This is a genomic window from Paenibacillus sp. SEL1, from assembly GCF_054602535.1.
Window position 1 is genome coordinate 519,345 of sequence record NZ_CM137723.1, and the last position, 19,090, is coordinate 538,434.

Annotated in this window: 16 protein-coding genes; 2 read left to right on the top strand and 14 right to left on the bottom strand. The window is 47.2% G+C overall.

Features of this window, described 5'->3' with window-relative positions:
• Nucleotides 1-67: 67 nt before the first annotated feature.
• From ptsP to ACYCSE_RS02380, 10 genes are all read right to left on the bottom strand, one after another.
• On the bottom strand, nucleotides 68-1,780 hold the full coding sequence (gene ptsP, locus ACYCSE_RS02335) for a phosphoenolpyruvate--protein phosphotransferase (protein WP_103049341.1): 1,713 nt from the start codon (nucleotides 1,778-1,780) through the stop codon (nucleotides 68-70).
• Complete coding sequence (locus ACYCSE_RS02340; protein ID WP_013372579.1) at nucleotides 1,773-2,048, bottom strand: HPr family phosphocarrier protein; 276 nt, start codon at nucleotides 2,046-2,048, stop codon at nucleotides 1,773-1,775. The genes ptsP and ACYCSE_RS02340 overlap by 8 nt, the downstream gene beginning before the upstream one ends.
• A gap of 110 nt (nucleotides 2,049-2,158) precedes the next feature.
• Nucleotides 2,159-4,204 (bottom strand): glucose-specific PTS transporter subunit IIBC, encoded by a 2,046-nt coding sequence (gene ptsG / locus ACYCSE_RS02345; protein WP_061829260.1) that lies wholly within the window; start codon nucleotides 4,202-4,204, stop codon nucleotides 2,159-2,161.
• A gap of 252 nt (nucleotides 4,205-4,456) precedes the next feature.
• Nucleotides 4,457-5,317, bottom strand: coding sequence for a glucose PTS transporter transcription antiterminator GlcT (gene glcT, locus ACYCSE_RS02350; protein ID WP_023989882.1), 861 nt, complete (start codon nucleotides 5,315-5,317; stop codon nucleotides 4,457-4,459).
• Nucleotides 5,318-5,507: 190 nt separating this feature from the next.
• A complete protein-coding gene (locus ACYCSE_RS02355) occupies nucleotides 5,508-7,043 on the bottom strand; it encodes a flotillin family protein (protein ID WP_254351109.1) in 1,536 nt (511 codons plus the stop codon).
• 48 nt (nucleotides 7,044-7,091) lie between these two features.
• The gene (locus ACYCSE_RS02360) at nucleotides 7,092-7,610 is read right to left on the bottom strand and encodes a protease (RefSeq protein ID WP_061829262.1); all 519 of its coding nucleotides are present in this window, start codon (nucleotides 7,608-7,610) and stop codon (nucleotides 7,092-7,094) included.
• A gap of 174 nt (nucleotides 7,611-7,784) precedes the next feature.
• The gene (locus ACYCSE_RS02365) at nucleotides 7,785-8,948 is read right to left on the bottom strand and encodes an iron-containing alcohol dehydrogenase (RefSeq protein ID WP_452567365.1); all 1,164 of its coding nucleotides are present in this window, start codon (nucleotides 8,946-8,948) and stop codon (nucleotides 7,785-7,787) included.
• A 183-nt stretch (nucleotides 8,949-9,131) separates the two neighbouring features.
• On the bottom strand, nucleotides 9,132-10,775 hold the full coding sequence (locus ACYCSE_RS02370; RefSeq protein WP_250266482.1) for a UDP-glucose--hexose-1-phosphate uridylyltransferase: 1,644 nt from the start codon (nucleotides 10,773-10,775) through the stop codon (nucleotides 9,132-9,134).
• A gap of 17 nt (nucleotides 10,776-10,792) precedes the next feature.
• Nucleotides 10,793-11,782, bottom strand: a complete 990-nt coding sequence (gene galE / locus ACYCSE_RS02375) for a UDP-glucose 4-epimerase GalE (RefSeq protein ID WP_023989887.1) — start codon at nucleotides 11,780-11,782, stop codon at nucleotides 10,793-10,795.
• Nucleotide 11,783: 1 nt separating this feature from the next.
• Entirely contained in the window at nucleotides 11,784-12,962 is a 1,179-nt protein-coding gene (locus ACYCSE_RS02380) for a galactokinase (protein WP_069290182.1), read from the bottom strand.
• Between the two features lie 220 nt (nucleotides 12,963-13,182).
• Here ACYCSE_RS02380 and ACYCSE_RS02385 point away from each other — a divergent pair, with 220 nt between their 5' ends.
• Complete coding sequence (locus ACYCSE_RS02385) at nucleotides 13,183-14,049, top strand: AraC family transcriptional regulator (protein WP_061829267.1); 867 nt, start codon at nucleotides 13,183-13,185, stop codon at nucleotides 14,047-14,049.
• Nucleotides 14,050-14,175: 126 nt separating this feature from the next.
• On the opposite strand, the gene mgrA is transcribed toward ACYCSE_RS02385, so the two are convergent.
• From mgrA to ACYCSE_RS02405, 4 genes are all read right to left on the bottom strand, one after another.
• Entirely contained in the window at nucleotides 14,176-15,174 is a 999-nt protein-coding gene (gene mgrA, locus ACYCSE_RS02390) for an L-glyceraldehyde 3-phosphate reductase (RefSeq protein ID WP_061829268.1), read from the bottom strand.
• Between the two features lie 84 nt (nucleotides 15,175-15,258).
• Nucleotides 15,259-15,999 carry an NAD-dependent protein deacylase gene (locus ACYCSE_RS02395; RefSeq protein WP_061829269.1) on the bottom strand — a complete coding sequence of 247 codons (741 nt, stop codon included), beginning with the start codon at nucleotides 15,997-15,999 and terminating at the stop codon, nucleotides 15,259-15,261.
• Complete coding sequence (locus tag ACYCSE_RS02400; RefSeq protein WP_254325049.1) at nucleotides 15,996-16,766, bottom strand: HAD family hydrolase; 771 nt, start codon at nucleotides 16,764-16,766, stop codon at nucleotides 15,996-15,998. The genes ACYCSE_RS02395 and ACYCSE_RS02400 overlap by 4 nt, the downstream gene beginning before the upstream one ends.
• Nucleotides 16,767-16,780: 14 nt before the next feature.
• Nucleotides 16,781-17,587, bottom strand: a complete 807-nt coding sequence (locus ACYCSE_RS02405) for an alpha/beta fold hydrolase (protein WP_459701199.1) — start codon at nucleotides 17,585-17,587, stop codon at nucleotides 16,781-16,783.
• A gap of 314 nt (nucleotides 17,588-17,901) precedes the next feature.
• On the opposite strand from ACYCSE_RS02405, the gene ACYCSE_RS02410 reads away from it, so the two are divergent.
• Nucleotides 17,902-18,936, top strand: a complete 1,035-nt coding sequence (locus tag ACYCSE_RS02410; protein WP_459701201.1) for an acyltransferase family protein — start codon at nucleotides 17,902-17,904, stop codon at nucleotides 18,934-18,936.
• Nucleotides 18,937-19,090 lie beyond the last annotated feature (154 nt).

Consider the following 19,090-nt stretch of genomic DNA (forward strand, 5'->3'; position numbering starts at 1 on the left):
CTGCTGTATGTACACAGCAATTTTTTTGTTGGAAAAAGATATAACCTTTGAAATGTAATACCCTTCCTTAGCCTTCGATGCTTTGAACCAATTCAACAACCTGTTCTGCTGTTTGCATGTCCAGAGCTTTTGTAGCCAGTTTTTCCATGTCCGCACGGGACAACTTGGAGATTTGGCTACGTGCTGGCAGAATGGAAGTTGCGCTCATACTGAACTCATCAAGTCCAAGACCCAACAGCAACGGAATTGCTGTTGTATCTCCTGCCATTTCACCACACATACCAACCCAACGTCCTTCACGGTGAGCGGCATCAATAACCATTTTCACCAGACGCAGAATGGATGGATTGTATGGTTGATACAGGTAAGAAACCCGCTCGTTCATGCGATCCGCTGCCATTGTGTATTGAATGAGATCGTTTGTACCGATACTGAAGAAATCCACTTCTTTTGCGAATTGGTCAGCCAATACCGCTGTAGAAGGAATTTCTACCATGATGCCCAACTGAATTTCTTCAGATACGGATACACCCTCGGCTACCAACTTTTCCTTTTCTTCCAACAAAACAGCTTTAGCTTCACGGAATTCGTTCAGCGTAGCAATCATCGGGAACATGATGCGCAGGTTACCATGCACACTCGCACGCAACAAAGCACGCAATTGAGTGCGGAAAATATCCTGGCGATCCAGACACAGACGAATAGCACGGAATCCGAGGAACGGATTCATTTCTTTCGGCAGGTCCAGATAAGGAAGTTCTTTGTCGCCACCGATATCCAAAGTACGGACTACAACCGGCTTACCTTCCATTCTTTCCAGAACGGTTTTGTACGCCGTATACTGTACTTCTTCGGATGGAAGCTTATCGCGTCCCATGTACAAGAATTCCGTACGGTACAAGCCAACGCCTTCACCACCGTTGTCCAGAACACCAGCTACATCATTAGGCGTACCAATATTGGCTGCCAGTTCGACATGGACACCATCGACAGAAACTGTAGCTTCGCCGCGCAGCTTGCGCCACTCTTCGCGTTGCTTGTCGTATGCCACCTGTTTAGCACGGTATTCCGCAACAATCTCTTCGGTAGGGTTCACGAATACGTGACCATCCAAACCATCAACGATAATCAAATCGCCGCTTTTAGCTTGAGACAATATATTTTTCGTTCCCACAACTGCAGGAATTTCAAGTGAGCGAGCCATAATAGCCGAATGCGAAGTACGTCCGCCGATGTTCGTTGCAAAACCTTTAACAAATTCACGGTTCAGCTGAGCTGTGTCGGAAGGTGTCAAATCTTCTGCAAGCACAATCGTTTCTTCGGCAATTTCTGCAGGACTAACAAAATGAACACCAAGCAGGTGATTCAGGATCCGCTTGGTTACATCACGCATGTCCGATGCGCGTTCTTGCAAATAGGCACTTTTCATGTTTTCAAACATGGAAATGAACTGTGTAGCTACTTCATTCAAAGCATAGTCAGCATTAAGCTGCTCGTCTCTGATTTTAGCTTTAACCGGATCGATCAATTCAGGATCATTCAGGATGAGCAGGTGAGATGCAAAAATTTCTGCTTTTTTCTCTCCCAGCTCCTGAAGCGTTTTCTCCTTAATCGATTCCAATTCGGTTTGAGATTGTACCAAAGCCGCATCTAATCTCGCGATTTCAGCCTCAACATCACCAACCGCGCGTCTCTCTACAGCGTAATTCGGATGCTCCAAGATAAACGCCCGGGCAATGGCTATGCCTGCCGAAGCGGCAATCCCGGAAATTTTAAGCATGAACTTCGCCCAGCCCTTCGTTAACGATTACATTTTCAAGAGCTTTCAGTGCTTCGGCAGCTTCAGCGCCTTCGCAGATAATGTTAATAGTATCACCTTGTTCCAGACCCAGAGACAATACACCCAGAATGGATTTCAAAGTTACTTTTTTACCGTTAGCTTCGGCAAAAGATTCAGCACCGCTGAATTTGTTAGCTGTATTTACCAGTGCAGTTGCAGGACGTGCATGAATACCGTCTTCATCCGTAATTCTAAAAGTTGTTTGCATAATTTGTTCCTCCCACTTTCCTAAAGATAATATTTGTTTACACGCAGTATACCAGATCATTGATCAGACGGCCTAAGCCGCCTAATCAACTAATCCGAAACACATAGAGTTTATTTTATCGTAATTATACCATCTTCGCCAGCCTTCAGTACTCCAGTTTTGTTTAAAGTTACCGAAGAACCTTCTGGAAGGTTGGTAAAAATGACAGGGGAAATGATGGATTTAGCGTTTGCCTTCACGTATTCCAGGTCTACTTTCATAATAGGCTGGCCGGCTGACACAAGATCGCCTTCGTTCACCAAAACGTCAAATCCTTGGCCTTTAAGCTTCACTGTATTCACCCCGATATGAACAAGCACTTCTTTACCGCCATCGGATTGAATACCAATCGCATGCTTGCTCGGGAATACATTGAATACTTTACCATAAACAGGGGACACAATCGTTCCATCATTTGGCACGACCGCAAAGCCGTCACCTGTCATACGTTCTGCAAATACCGGATCGGGAACCGTCGAGATATCAACCAATTCGCCGTTAACAGGCATTACAATATCTTCTACAATAATGGTTTGTTGTTCTTCCCCAGCTTCCTTCTCCTCTTGTGGAGCAGGTTGCGCCGGAGCTGGTGCAGGTGTACGTCCAGCCATGATATCAGCCATTTGAGTTTTAATGGTGTCGGAACGTGTACCGAAAATTGCCTGTACGTTGTTGCCGACTTCAAGGACACCCGATGCGCCAAGTTGTTTCAGACGAGCTTTGTCAACGTTCGATTTCTCATTAACCTCGATCCGAAGACGTGTGATACAAGCATCCAGGTGCTTGATATTTGATGAACCACCGAAAGCTGCCAAAATGTTGTGCGGGAGCTCATCACTACTACCGGCTGCTGCACCATCCACATTTTCTGTAGCTTCTTCACGTCCTGGTGTTTTCAAGTTGAACTTCCGTATGATGAACCGGAATCCGAAGTAGTAAATCACTGCCAAAATCAGACCGACGATGATTACATACCACCAAGGCGTACGGGTTGGAATAATCCCGAAAATCAGGAAGTCAATGAATCCGCCTGAGAAGGTCATACCGATTTTGACATGTAAAATTTGCATGGTCATAAATGACAGACCTGCGAATATACAGTGTACTGCAAACAGCAGTGGAGCTACGAACAGGAAGGAAAATTCCAGTGGCTCCGTAATACCTGTCAAGAACGAAGTCAATGCTGCTGAACCCATGATACCTGCTACATATTTTTTGTGTTCTGGTCTTGCTTCATGGTACATTGCAAGCGCTGCTGCTGGCAAACCGAACATCATGAATGGGAATTTACCCACTTGGAACGTACTTGCTGTCAACGCCACTCCATCACGAAGCTGGCTGAAGAAGATCTGCTGGTCACCGTGAACGGTTTGACCTGCTTTGTTAACATATTCACCAAATTCAAACCAGAACGGTGAATACCAGATGTGATGCAAACCAAATGGAATAAGCGCGCGTTCGATAACCCCAAACAGGAACGCCGACAAAGTCGGGTTGGAATACACCATAAAGTGAGATACTGCGTTAAGTCCTTGTTGAACTGGAGGCCAGATCAGAACCAGCGCAAGTCCGACAATCAGTGAGGACACCGCCGTTGCAATTGGAACGAAACGCTTACCCGCGAAAAAGCCCAGATACGAAGGAAGCTCAATTTTGAAAAAGCGGTTGTACATGGCCGCGGCCAGTATACCGATGATTATCCCACCGAACACCCCGGTTTGAAGCGTTGGAATACCCAACACGTTCGCATAACCCGGTATTTTTTGAGCAATCAGACCAGGTGTGACACCCACGGCTGTACCCAAAGTAATGTTCATAACGAGGTAACCGATGATGGCAGCCAAACCTGCTACACCTTCACCGCCCGCCAGACCGACGGCTACGCCGACTGCGAACAACAGGGCCAGATTATCAAAAACGATTTGTCCGGCATTCATCATGATCGTCGCTACCGATTGAACCCAGCCCGCATTTAATGCCGGAATGTACTGGAGAAAATCAGGATTGACCAGCATGTTACCGATACCCAATAAAAGCCCCGCAGCTGGCAAAATCGCTACAGGAAGCATTAATGCTTTACCGACACGCTGTAAAACGCCGAAAAGCTTTTTAAACATACCTTCCACATCCTTCTCTGAAATTTAGAACAGAGGCAAAACAACAAAAAAGGCATGAGCCGATTTAAGTATGTTTGAAAACAACCTTGGGGTATAGCTTGCCCCAGTAGGCTGTAAACAATCATAACTTAAAACAACTCATGCCTGATCGAATCAGTAACACGTTAAATGTTCAGTTGTTGTCTTCCTCATTGCAGAATTGATTATAGCACCCCGCTAAATGCGAGGCAATACTTTTTTATTCCGGTTTTATCACTTTTGTTGCTCCCCCTGCTCTTTGCGTTGGGACAACCGTTGCAGATGCATTGTCAAATAACTAACCTCAGCCGGGTACACAGATTTACGGAGTCTTTTCTCCATAATTTTCGTGAGCTTCCAGGCCAGCATATACATTTCCGGATACTCCTCATTCAAAAGCTTGTCCAATCGATAAATCTCCTGCACAATTTCCCCCCGGCGCACACGTTCAATCGCAAACCTCAGATGAGTCAGCAGTCGAGAATAATCAAGGGATTGAAGAGGAATACGATAATCCAGTGTCGTCTCGACAACCTGAACCATATCAGCAATCAGACGAGAATCCTTCCTAACCTCGGAGATATGCTGGTTTGTCATGGCGCTATAAATATGCAGGGCCACGAATCCGATTTCATCTTCTCCCAGATCTACATCCATCTTATCCCTGATTAAAGCAACAGCCTGCTCAGCCATCTTGTATTCCTGAGGATATATTTCCCTAGTCTCATACAAAAACGGATTATGAATCGTAATTCCCTGTTTATGACGGTTGATGGAAAAAGCGATATGGTCAGTTAAAGCAATCAGTATGTGCTCATTTAGAGGCTTCTTTGCTTGAAGCTGAACAAGATGAAGCACCTCACCGATGACCTCAATGAGCTTCTCATCCAGCTCAGGAAGCAACCGTTTGTATTGCTCCTGTTCTTCATGGCTTTTTAATATAAATAATTTCTCAACTGAATCCAACGGCATAAGATCGCCGGGTCTGCGATTGAAACCGATTCCTTTTCCAATCACGACAACCTCATCATGCTCGGGATGCATCCCTATAATCACATTGTTATTCAGCGCTTTGGCCACTTTTAGGCTGCTCACATCCGCACCTCTTTTATCAGAACCTTGATCCTAAGAATTATAGCATGAAGCTCAGAGGAATCCACGTTAAAGTACCAAATATTCGGCTAAAGGTCAATAAAAAGAAAACGCTTTTCATCACATTGCCGGGAAATGCTGTGATGAAAAGCGGTCTTTTGGTTAGGGAAAGATGCTCCCCAAAGACTTATCGTTATTCTTTATCTGTTAGCGCTACCTCCACCGAGGCTGGAAGAGGCTGCTTATTCGCTTCACCGGAAGGCGGCACGGAATGAATGCCTTTTTTCCCCGTGGTCAACCCCTTGATTAACTGCTCCACATCAATACCGGATACACTCTTCAGCATCTCAGGTGCCGTAGCCATCAGTTCGGTGACATAATTGCTGACACGCGCTGCTCCTTCTCCCTTTCCCGTATCAACTACGGTGAGTTTATCAATGGACGCAATCGGTTCGGCAATACGTCCAGCCAGATCAGGCAACATTTTTACGATAATATCGAGCACGGCAGCCTCTCCAAACTTTTGGAACGCCTCCGCCAGCTTTTCCTTGGCCTCCGCTTCTGCAAGTCCACGCAAACGGATGACATCTGCGTCTGCCGTACCTTTGGCGCGTTCTGCATCTGCTTCTGCTTGCCCGTTGAGACGTTTTTGTTCAGCTGACGCTTTAGCCTGTGTCTCAATCGAGTATTGCAGCGATTCAGCCTCACGCATTTTACGCGATTTATCTGCTTCCGCCGCTTGCTCGACCGCATACCGATCGGCTTCTGCCTTCTTTTTCACTTCCGCATCATATTGCTTTTCACGTACCTGTATTTCCTTGGATTGAAGATCAATTTCCCGTTCTTTGCGCACCAGCTCGACCTTCATCTGCTCTTCGACAGCAGTCTGCTTGGCACGGGCCTCCTGAATGTGATAAGCCTGATCGGCTTCTGCCTTCGCTGTATCCTGTTCTTTCTTAAACGATGCCACTTTCAGTTCCTTCTCCTTGGCGGCCTCGGCAATGTTGGTGTCTCGCAGCAGTTCGGCCTTCTGGCCTTCCTGTTCTGCACGCGCCTTCTGAATCCGGGCATCCCGCACAGCCTCGGCTTCTGCAATCTCAGCATCCCGTTTCACAGCGGCAATTCTCGGCTTACCAAGCGCATCCAGATATCCGTGCTTATCACGCACGTCTTTGATGGTGAATGAAACGATTTGCAAGCCCATCTTTTTCAGATCACGAGCAGCCACGCCCTGTACTTCCTGCGCAAACCGATCCCGATTACGATAAACTTCTTCCACTGTCATCGAACCGAGGATTGCGCGCAAATGTCCCTCCAGCACTTCCTGAGCCTCTCCTCTAAGAGCCTCCAATGGCTTCCCGATGAACTGCTCGGCTGCTGTAGCCACATCCTCAATGGAACTGCCGACCTTGATAATCGCCACACCATCCGCAATCACGGGAACTCCTTGCTCCGTATACACTTCCGGTGTGGTTACGTCCAGTTTATGGGACAACAGAGAGATGAATTCGGACTGCTGGAAAATAGGCCAAATGAAGGCACCCCCGCCGCGTACAATTTTAATTTTGCGTCCAGAGTCATCCTCGGAAATATTTTTATTTCCCAGAAAAGAGCCCGTCACGATCATCCCTTCATCCGGTCCTACCGTTTTGTAACGGGCCCAAAAAGCGATCCCTAATATGACGATAACGATGACAACAATCCCAGGGACCAACACAATATCTTGCAAATTTGACACTCCCGATCACGCTCCCTTCAAGTTAAGCGAATGCGCCGTCTATGTGTCCAGGTACGCTACGCGGACGACGCCCTCTGCGACCTCAACCACGACGATACGGGTTCCCGCAGCAAGCGGTTTGTGATCGAAGCTCGATGCTGTATGTATGGTGTTGCCTGCACCCAAGCGGATCATAACCTCCCCGTAACCAACCTCAGGTACAGGAATGGTGACCTCACCGATCCGGCCAGTCAGCTCACGCATGGAGAAGCCGCTGGATACTTCCGAATTCGCCATGGGTTTAATAAACGCAAAGAACACGAGTATTCCGATGACAAACGCAATCCCTAAAGCAAGCACGACGACCCACCCCATGCTCAGCCCAGTATACTTTGTCAGCAGTACTCCAGCTCCGCCAAAAGCGGTCATGGCTCCAAGTAAAACGACAGGTCTGAACCAATCGAGGCTCGGTAGCTCCAATGCACCATCCAGCCAACCACCGAGTACATCTCCAATCAGCACACTGACTACAGTAAAGATAGCGCCCCCTGCCAATAACCACCAAAATATGGTTTCCATGCGACTCCTCCTTCCATGTACCTTTTCAGTCTGGTTTCCAGTCTATAACTATGTTTACGTATTCAACCTTAAAAAGTTTCAAAATTTTCCTCCAAAATCCCACGTTGAACCCAAAAAAGCACGTTCGTACGTCGAATGACGCACAAACGTGCTTAAAATGATACAAGTATCAGTTTACAGAGATGCTTTGTAAATTTCGACTACATCTTCGCGATTGAGCTTATTAAAACCACCAAAAGATCCGAATTTCACAGCTTTATCAGCCATAACATCGATCTGGGACGCATCAATATCGTAATCAGCCAGACGGCTTGGTGCACCAATCGAGTTCCAGAAATCACGCAACGCCTGAATACCTTCCAGCGCCACTTCTTCATCACTCTTGCCTTCTGGGTTTACATGGAACACATTGACGGCCAGTTGTTTGAAGCGTTCAGGCTTCACATGCAGATTGTGTTTCATCCAGTTCGGGAACAGAATAGCCAGTCCTCCACCATGTGGAATATCATAAACAGCAGACACAGCATGTTCGATATTGTGAGTAGCCCAGTCACCTGTCAGCCCCATGTTCAGGAAGCCGTTCAGCGCCATCGTACCACAATACATAATCGTTTCACGCAGCTCGTAGTTTTCCAGATCGTTGATCAGACCTGGAGCCGCATCCATGACCGTACGTAAAATCGTTTCGCACCAGCCAAGTTGAACCGGAGTATTGGATTCCAAATGGAAATAATGCTCCAGCGTATGTGACATCATATCTACGATTCCGTAAACGGTTTGATTTTGTGGCAGTGAGTATGTGTTTACAGGGTCAAGAATAGAAAACGCAGGGAACGCAAATACGCTACCCCATCCCAATTTTTCCTGTGTTTTTTCATTTGTAATAACAGAACCCGCATTCATTTCAGAACCGGTAGCTGCCATGGTCAAAACTGTACCTAATGGCAATGCTGCCTGTGGGGCCGCTTTACGCTCTGCAAAATCCCACATGTCGCCATCATATTTTGCACCAACAGCAATGGCTTTGGAACAATCCAGCACACTACCACCGCCTACAGCCAGAACGAGGTCGATTTGATGTGTTTTACACAATTCCACGCCTTTATGTACTGTAGATAAGCGAGGATTCGGCTCTACACCAGCCAGTTCCGTTACCTCTGCACCAATTTCACCAAGCAAACTTATTACATTATCGTACAAACCGCTGCGCTTAATGCTGCCGCCGCCATATACAAGCAGTACACGTTTACCATATTTAGGAACTTCACGCTTGAGAGCCTCCAATTGTCCTTTACCGAAGATCAATTGTGTAGGATTATAAAATTCGAATGCTTTCATCGCAAACGCTCGCCTCCAATAGTTCTAAAGTTTAATGTTAAGAAACTACTCTATTATAACCTTTTCGGTTACAGGAAACAAATTGCTTTATTTTCAGAAAAAAACCACACTCCTTGAGGAGTATGGTTCCATGTCATATCTTGGGAGGGTTCTCGTAGTGTATTATGTGCTGCACCAGCGATTTTATTCTCCCAAAGTATATCCCAATTGTTTCATAAAACGACCAAACGCCTGCTGCCCGGTCTCATTCCGTTTATACACTCCTGCATGCTCTAAAATTTCACTGAATTTCAGTCCAACTTCATTTTGTACGGTACGAACAGCCGTTTCCTTGTCAGGCAAACGACCGAACCGAGTGTTTAACTGATAAATCCAGTCTGCATGCTTAAACAGTGGGTGTCCTTCCTGCTGCATAGCCACAGCCAGTTTGTCATCCCCACACAAAATATCTGCAATCCCATCCAGTTCATCCTTGAGCCGCCCCGGTAATATGGCAAGTCCCATAACTTCGATCAGACCGATATTTTCCTTCTTGATGTGATGCATCTCGCGATGAGGATGGAAAATACCTTCCGGATACTCTTCACTCGTTCGATTGTTACGCAGTACGAGATCCATCTGATACCTGCCTTCGGAATCTCGGCGCACAATCGGCGTCACAGTATTATGTGGAATCGTTTCCCCCTCCTGCTCTGTATGAGAGAGGACATCAGCTACAGGATCACTATAAACTTTCCAGGCTTCAAAAGCAGCATTTCCCGCCTCCAACAGCGCCTCGGCATCTGTTGACGTAAAACGGATGACCGACATCGGCCATTTTACAATCCCTGCTGTAACCTGCGGGAACGCTTCATTATGGTATACACCGTCCACACCCGCTTTTTCAATTGGGAATGTATGACGACCACCCTGAAAATGATCATGGGTCAGGATCGATCCGCCGACAATCGGCAGATCCGCATTGGAGCCAATAAAATAATGCGGAAACGCTTTCGTAAAGGCCAGCAAACGCCGCAGTGTATCCTTCGTAAGCTTCATCGGTACATGATCATGATGGAACACGATGCAATGCTCGTTATAATACACATAGGGTGAGTATTGAAAAAACCACGGCTCCCCATTCAATTCCACCGGAATGATACGCAGATTTTGACGGGACGGATGATTTACTCTTCCTGCATATCCGACGTTTTCACGGCATAATTGACACTTGGGATAAACTGGCGGCGGCAAAAGCTTCGCCATCGCAATTTCCTTAGGACTTTTTTCTGGCTTGGACAAATTAATCGTGATTTCCATATCTCCGTAAGATGTCGACTGATTCCAGTACACATTGCTGGAAACCCGATCCATTCGAATGTAGTTCGAATCGATGGATAATTGATAAAAAGCATCTGTCGCCGCCTCTATACCACGTTCATCCTCCGTTTGATGAAAGTCACGGATGACTTCAGACGGTCTCGCCATCAGCAGTCCCATGATTTTGGAATCCAACAAATCGCGATACGTATCTGTGTTTTCAGGGATAAGTCCTATGGCAAAACCATAATCTATCAATACATTAAGCACAGGCTGGAGAGCATCGGGGGCCATAACGCCCCCTGCCTCCCCACCTGAATAAGGCTCCGAAAACCCAAACTGCTCCAACAGCAGATTACGGCTGTAATCTGTATCTTGCGGACCGATCAAGCCCTTGTTTTGTGCGAATGCAACCAGTTGCTCCACCGCATATAGAGCCGATTGCTGCACAGTTTCGTCGATGTCATGGGCCAGATGCCGGGAAAGTTCCCGGCCTTGGCCTTTATCTGCGGATTGGCGCTCGCTCATATGTCATCGTCTCCCGTCTATTCGTCGCCGTAGCCGTGAGGGTGCGACTGATGCCATCCCCATGCTCCGCTAATAATATCCTCCAATTGGGTACGTGCTGGACTCCAGCCCAACACCGAACGAGCCTTGTCAGAAGATGCAACCAATATCGCTGGATCGCCTGCGCGGCGTGGCTCTGTAACAACTGGAATGTCGAGTCCAGTGACCTTGCGTGCCGTCTCAATAACTTCTTTCACAGAGAAGCCCTGTCCATTGCCCAAGTTGAATACGTTGCTGTCATTGCCTTCGCGCAAGTAATTTACTGCACGCACATGAGCATCCGCCAGGTCACTCACGTGAATGTAATCCCGAACACACGTGCCGTCAGGTGTCGCATAATCCTCACCAAACACAGCGATGTGTGGACGTTGCTTCAAGGCTGTCTGGAGCACTAATGGGATCAGATGGCTTTCTGGTCGGTGATCTTCACCGATCTTGCCGCTCTCATGTGCACCAGCCGCATTAAAATACCGTAAAGACACATATTTGATGCCTAAAACTTTATCAAACCACGACATCATGCGCTCCATCATCAGCTTTGTTTCACCATACACGTTGGTTGGCTCTGTACGGTCTCCCTCTTCAATCGGCACCTTTTCCGGTTCGCCGTAGGTAGCCGCAGTAGAGGAAAACACGATTCGGCGCACTCCAGCATCCTTCATCGCCTCCAGCAAGCTCAGCGTGCCAAATACATTGTTGTCGTAATATTTACCAGGATTTTGCATGCTTTCTCCAACCAGCGAATTGGCTGCAAAATGGATAACTGCATCGATACTATTTTCAGAGAACAGTTTGGACAGTAGTTCTTTATCCCTCAAATCCCCTTCATACAACTTGCCTCCAAGCAATGCTGCTTTGTGCCCGGTTTGCAAATTGTCCAGCACCACAACTTCTTCTCCCAGATCCAACAGTTCTGCTACGGTATGTGAACCGATATATCCAGCTCCACCTGTGACTAAAATGGCCATGTTATTCGTCCTCCTTCAGTTCTTTTACTCCGTCTCCTGCCTTGCATACATAAAAGCTGGCTTCCAGCCCTGTGCGGGTCTGATAAGCTTCGCCGACTTCCTTCACAAAACGTTCCACATCGTCCTCATGAACCAATGAAACCGTACAACCTCCAAATCCGGCTCCTGTCATACGAGCACCCAGCGTGCCAGGAATGCGTCGTGCTTCTTCAACCATGACGTCCAGCTCCGTGCAGCTGACCTCATACAAATCGCGCAATGAATCATGAGAAGCATTCATTAACTGACCAAAAGCTGCAAGTTCATTCGCTGCGAGAGCATCGACAGAGGCCAACACACGAGCGTTTTCCTCCACCACATGCTGTGCCCGCCGACGCACTGTTTGGTCCGCGATGTGATGCTGAAGCTCTCCGAAACGTGCCTCATCCAGCTGAGCGAGGTATTCCAGTGATGGCTCCTGCTGCTGTAAAATGGACAGTGCTTCGGCACACTGGCTACGACGCTCGTTATAGGCTGAGTCCACCAAACCGCGACGCTTGTTTGTATTGCCGATCACGAGCTTATAAGCCCCCGTGCGGAATGGCACTTTACGGTACTCTAACGTATCGCACATCAGCAGAATTGCATGATCAGCTGCTCCGTTCGCTACAGCGAACTGGTCCATAATACCGCAATTGACACCAACGTAATTGTTTTCTGCCCGCTGGGACAACAAAGCGATTTCGACCGTATCTGTTTCCTGTTTTTCGATCGTGAGGAACGCGTATCCTGTAACAACCTCAATGGAGGCTGAGGAGGATAATCCAGCACCATTCGGTATTTCTCCATGATAGAGCAGGTCATATCCGTTAGACGGATGAACTCCCTTTTCAGCCAACTCCACCAGCACACCCACCGGATAGTCCACCCACTCATCCGTTTTGTTTTTACCTATTTCTCCACGGGGGATAGACACTTCATACGACAGGTTTGTCGAAGCAAAATGAATTTCATCATCATTGCGCGCACGAAGGATTAGCGTCGTTCCGAATTCCAGCGCAGCCGGGAGTACATAACCACCGTTATAGTCGATATGCTCTCCAATCAGATTGACACGTCCAGGTGCATGAAATATCCGCAGTTCATTGCTGCTTTCACCATATTTTTCAATAAAATGTTTCTTTAATTCAGTAGAGTTCATATCCGCATCCACCTCATATACCGTTAGTAAAGGCCCTCCTGATTTCCCTGTAACATCTTAATCAGGTTGACATCTCTTATGATTTCAGTATAAATGAAAGCGTCACACAATGTAATGCATCCATGTGTTTAAGCTATGGATAAATGTGACTTGGATATGTACAATGTAAGTATACCGCATCCGCTAAACCATTCACAAATGCAGGAAGGATGACCCTATTTTGCAAGCGTATTCATATAGTTATGCCGTCGCCTCTAATCCGGTGTTTTATGAAAATAGCCCGCTGCATGTGCTTTTTGCAGGAGAGAGCCAGACCAAATCCGGTCATGCCGTGGGGCCGAAAATCTATGATTACTATCTGCTACACTTTGTAGAATCGGGCAGAGGTATCTTCCGAACGGAACAGCACACATATCAGCTTGAAGAAAACGATTTTTTCCTTATTCATCCCGGTCAGCTGGTGAGCTATACCTCTGATGATGAGGAACCGTGGCGTTATCGTTGGTCTGCGTTTACCGGACACCATACTGAGCAGGTGGTGCAAGAGGCCGGGTTACGTGTTCACCAGCCTGTCTTTCATGCTTCCGATCAAAGTCCCATCCCCGGTTATTTGGAGCAAATGCAACTGGCCTTTTATAGCAGAAAATCTAGTTCTCATCTATCAGCCTTGGGGTATTTGTATCTGATTATGGGGGAAGCAGGCAATTACCTGAGTGACTGGACTGATCCGTCCGGGGCGGATTCGCAAATTCAACGTACAGTCAAGCAGATGGTTCAATATATGTCCACTCAGTACGCACACCCCGTTTCCATTGAGCAAATGTCTGAAGGACTTGGTTATAATCGTGCGTATTTGTCACGGATATTCAAAAAGGAAACGGGGATCTCCCCCGTCACCTATCTGCTTAAGCTAAGAATCGACAAATCACGTCAACTGCTGCGTGAGCGTCCGGAACTATCGGTAGAGCAAGTGGCCGCTTCGGTCGGACTAACCGATGCCTTATATTTCTCACGTCAATTCAAACGCTTCTGTGGTCAGTCTCCAACCGAGTACCGAAGCAAGGTTAAGCAGTATCCACAGTCGTAAAGCAGACTTAAACAGCCCGCATCCTTCAAACGGATACGGGCTGTTAATTTATATTGTATAAGAGAACACGAAATTAGGCCGATGACTACAAATTAACTTTCGCCATTAGGCTGTGCCGCCGTCCTCTCAGTTCCCGGCATTCAGAATCGAATCAATCCGATCCAATTCCTCCTGAGAAAAGTCCAGATTGGATAAGGTAGCAACATTTTCTTCAATTTGGCTTACACGGCTTGCCCCAATCAAGACAGAGGTCAGACGTTCGCCGCGCAGAGCCCAGGCCAGCGAAAATTGAGCCAAACTTTGTCCGCGTGCAGCAGCCATCTGATTCAGGGCGCGTACCTTGCGAAGTGTCTCTGGCGTCACATGGTTCTCATTCAGGAAAACCGAAGTACTCGCTGCACGTGAATCCTCGGGAATTCCGTTCAAATATTTATTGGTCAGCAATCCCTGCGCCAGCGGGCAAAAGGCAATGCTGCCTACCCCGTTTTCGTCCAGTACATCTTGTAATCCGTTTTCAATCCAGCGGTCGAGCAAGGAGTATTTCGGCTGATGAATCAGAAGCGGTGTTCCCAGCTCCTTCAGAATGCGAGCTGCTTCTGCTGTTTGCTCCGCACTATAATTGGACACACCCACATACAGCGCTTTGCCGGATCGTACGATATGATCCAGTGCTCCCATCGTTTCTTCCAGCGGCGTATCAGGATCAAATCGGTGAGAGTAGAATATGTCGACATAGTCCAGCCCCATCCGCTTCAGGCTCTGATCCAGACTAGATATCATATACTTGCGAGATCCCCAGTCACCATAAGGCCCTGCCCACATATTGTAGCCCGCTTTGGTGGAGATGACCAACTCATCCCGGTACGGTTTCATATCACTGGCTAATACTTGTCCAAAAAATTCCTCAGCTGATCCCGCAGGAGGGCCATAGTTATTAGCTAAATCAAAATGCGTAATTCCCAGATCAAAGGAGCGAGTAATCATGCTACGGCCATTCTCCGCGTTGTTAATCCCGCCAAAATTGTGCCACAAGCCCAGCGAAATAGCGGGCAGTTTTAGACCTGATCTCCCTGTACGGTTATATTTCATAGTTTCATAACGATCTTCGCCAGCTAAATAAACCATGCTATCCCAGCCTCTCTCGAAACATTGTAATGTCCATCACAACATCATCATAGCGCTTTTATCCAGGCGTTGACAAGAAAACGATTACAGACCTAATTGATGAGCAAGTTTTTCCATAACTTTACCGATTGGATCGGTGATCAAAAGATCCGCCTTATGATCATACGAGGTGGGATCTGTATTCAGCAGCACCGTATGTTTACCACGAAAATAAGTAATCAAGCCCGCAGCAGGATGTACTGTCAGCGACGTTCCTCCAATTAACAGCAGATCAGCCTGCGAAATAGCCTGAACGGATTGAATAATGGTATCCTGATTCAGCTCCTCCTCATATAAAACGACATCCGGTTTGATAATTCCTCCATCTATTGGACATTTAGGTACAACCTCAGAGCTGTTCATCACTTCATCTAGGCTGTAAAAGCGTCCGCATTCCATACATTGGTTCCGATGCACCGAGCCGTGAAGTTCCAATACATTCACACTGCCGGCAGCCTGATGTAAGCCGTCAATATTTTGGGTCACAACCGCTTTTAGACGGCCTTGCTTTTCCAATGACGCGAGGAAATGATGACAACCGTTTGGCTCCGCATCGGGATGCAGCATTTTGCTGCGATAGAAGTCAAAGAACACTTCAGGATGCTTCACAAAAAATGAACGGCTCAGCATAACCTCAGGGGAATAAGGCAATTTCTCCTCACTTTGATACAGGCCTGCTGCCGAACGAAAATCTGGAATACCGCTTTCCGTCGATGTGCCTGCTCCGCCGAAAAAAACAATATTCTGCGATTGCTGTATCCATTCCGCCAACGTATTAACTTTCATACCCTACGCACCTCCAGTTCTTCATATCCACGAACAACCTTATCGGCATCCAGCAAATGACCAGAACGTTCTGCTTCTGGCGCAAATCCAATAGCGAGCCGCACTCCGGCACGTTTTCCCATCTGCATGTCCCCATTGCTGTCTCCGATGACTACCACGTCCGCCGGCGACAAACCTAGTAATGCGCAGGCTTTTTCAGCCATTTCCGGGTCAGGCTTACCATATGTAACCCTATCATGTCCGATAATCTCATCAAAATAGGATGTCAGCCCCATCCACTCCAAATGCTCCTGTGCAGCCTCTGTACTGTCAGAGGTTACAACCGCTAGCTTCAGCCCGGCATGGCGGCTTTGCTCCAGCAATGTCCGCAACCCTGGAAACACCTTCGCTGCCCGATGTCGCCGAATATCAGCCATCGCCGTTTTATTAAAGTCGCGGACAAGCCGCACAGCTTCATTCCACGGTACACCAGCAGTATAAAGCTGCCAAGCCAGTACCCCCGTACTTTCGTCCACCGTCCCCATGGCCAGCGGGCCAGAAGGGTCGTAACCGATCACACGTCCCTCCTGATCGTGAACAGTACCTAGAACGGTACCTTTTTCCACCGTAAAACCGGCACCTGCCACGGTAAGATGCTGCTCCATCATATCCAGTATAGAACGAGCCCAGGGGCCCCACAACTGAATAAAATCCAGCAACGTTCCATCTTTATCTAATAAAATACCACGGCATGGGTACCGCTCCCCCTGCACGATCAGCTCAGACATGCAGCACACCTCCTTTACTGATTCTTAGCAGCCACATCCACACTCTCTTTCATCCAGTCCTGTAAAGCCGTTACCGTCTGATTCCATTGCTCGGCAGCGCTAATTTTTGCAGGATTATCCCCTTTTTGGACACCATAACTGCCGAATTGGGCATGATTCCCCCCTTCAACTGTAAAATACAGCGTGTTGGCTGGTAAATAAGTTCTTCCACTTTGAACATTTTCCATCTGGACGACTCCATCATCACTTCCCAGTAGAGAAATAACGGGCAGATTTTTATCCTTTAAATTACCCTTGTTATCCGGGTAGGAGGCGAGGAAAAATACACCTTTGACCTGATCAGGATGTGCAGCTGCATATCGGGCCGCCATCACACCGCCTAACGAATGGCCTCCAATAACAAACGCTTCTTTCGGATATGCCTTTAGCACTTCATTCGCTAAATCCGGGGAGATCAAAGCAAGGTTCAGTGGCATTTTTGCAATGACCACATGATGACCCTTTTCCGCCAGACGGCGTGCCAAGGGCGCATAACTTTCGGGCTTCACCAACGCCCCTGGATACAAAATGACTCCGGCTCCGCTTCTTTTTACAGGCTCAAAACCAACCCAATGTTCTTGTTCATTTACTTTCACAGCATCCGCTACTTCGGCTAATGCAGCAGCAGCCGTCTCATCAGGCTGATAAGGCGTAAATACCTTCCATGCCCCCCACCCTGCGATCAGTACAATGACAATCAGGATGCCTAAGAGAATTTTCCATATTTTCCGAGGACCACGTGTCCCATATGAATTGTATGATCTTCTTGTTCTTCTTCTCATTGTAAAAGTTCCTTTCGCCTTTTGTACCTCGAAATTCGTAATTTGAATATAAAATGTGTCGCTGTATTCATCAGCGTAACTATAGCCTTGTTAGGGTAACATCGTTGTACATACAGGGTCAAATCAGCATACATTTCCAGGTATTAGCCCATCTTTGTCCCGTGTTCAAGCTTTCGCCACATAATAAGGACATGGTAGCGCTTACTGTTGTGAAAAAAATCACAATGGTAAGGTCCAGAGTATCGTACCTTGTTCCTTGTAAAGAATTATTTTTTAAATAGTTTAGTCGGCAGAAGCCGTTCGGAGGGAAACACATGACGACAAGCCATGATGTACAAGGGGAAAGCTTCTTTCTCAATCTGCGATTTCTGTTGATCATATGCGTATTTGCAGGAAATGCTCTGGAGCCTCTAGTCGGTTCACTTCATATTGCCCAACAATGGTTCAGCTGGATATTCATGTTCCATATGCCGTTGTTTGTACTCGTTACAGGCTACTTTGCCAAATCATCTTTGACCGGACCCGCAGGCCAAAAAGTTCTGCTTCAGATCGGTATGCAATATCTTATTTTTCAATCGCTCTATTCGATCTTGGATGTTGCACTCTTCCACGTTCCCCATATCCATCATTCGTTCTTTGCTCCTTATCTGCTACTCTGGTTCCTTGCCAGCCATATCTGTTGGAGACTGCTGATGCTGACTTTTCAGAAAATACCACCTGTCCTCCAATTGGGTATATCCGTGCTGCTGGGTATCCTTGTCGGGTATCTCCCTGTGGATGGTATATGGCTGAGCGTATGCAGAACCTTTGTTTATTTGCCTTACTTTGTAGCAGGTTATCATATGAATTATGCGGACGTTCGACGGTTCTTCACAACACCAGTCCGCATAATCGCTGGCATTGTATCTCTTCTGCTTATGGTACTGGCGGGAACGTCGTATTTCGGCATCCCGGCAGGCTGGCTGTATGGCAATATGACTTACGGGGAATTGGGCCATACCGAATGGTACGCAGGAATTTACCGCATCGGCATTTATGGAGTTCAATGGATAGCATCGATGGCGTTTCTAAGCTTTGTTCCGACCGTGACAGGACGTATAACCGAGATGGGAAGACGGACACTATATGTCTTTTTACTCCATGGCTTGATCGTCCGTACCGTCGTTGCAAAGGGAGTCTACGAATATATAGATACTCCAGTGGAAGTCATGTTGATTGTAGTGTGTGCTGCAGGTCTGTGCTGTATGTTGACCACGCCTTGGGTTCGAACTGCAACAAGACCTCTGATTGAGCCACAGGTAGAGTGGATGCTAAAGCCAGCTCCTTATCCTTTTAGACGGTCCGCGTAATCTTTTTATCCCTTTTTTATTTAACATTGAACACGCGACAACCCACTTACAGACGAACATGTAAGCGAGTCTACCCTCTCTTTACTCCACTTAGAGCCTGTTTCATACAGGCGTGATGTGGTAAGTAAAGGATGCGCGCAACAAAAAACAACTT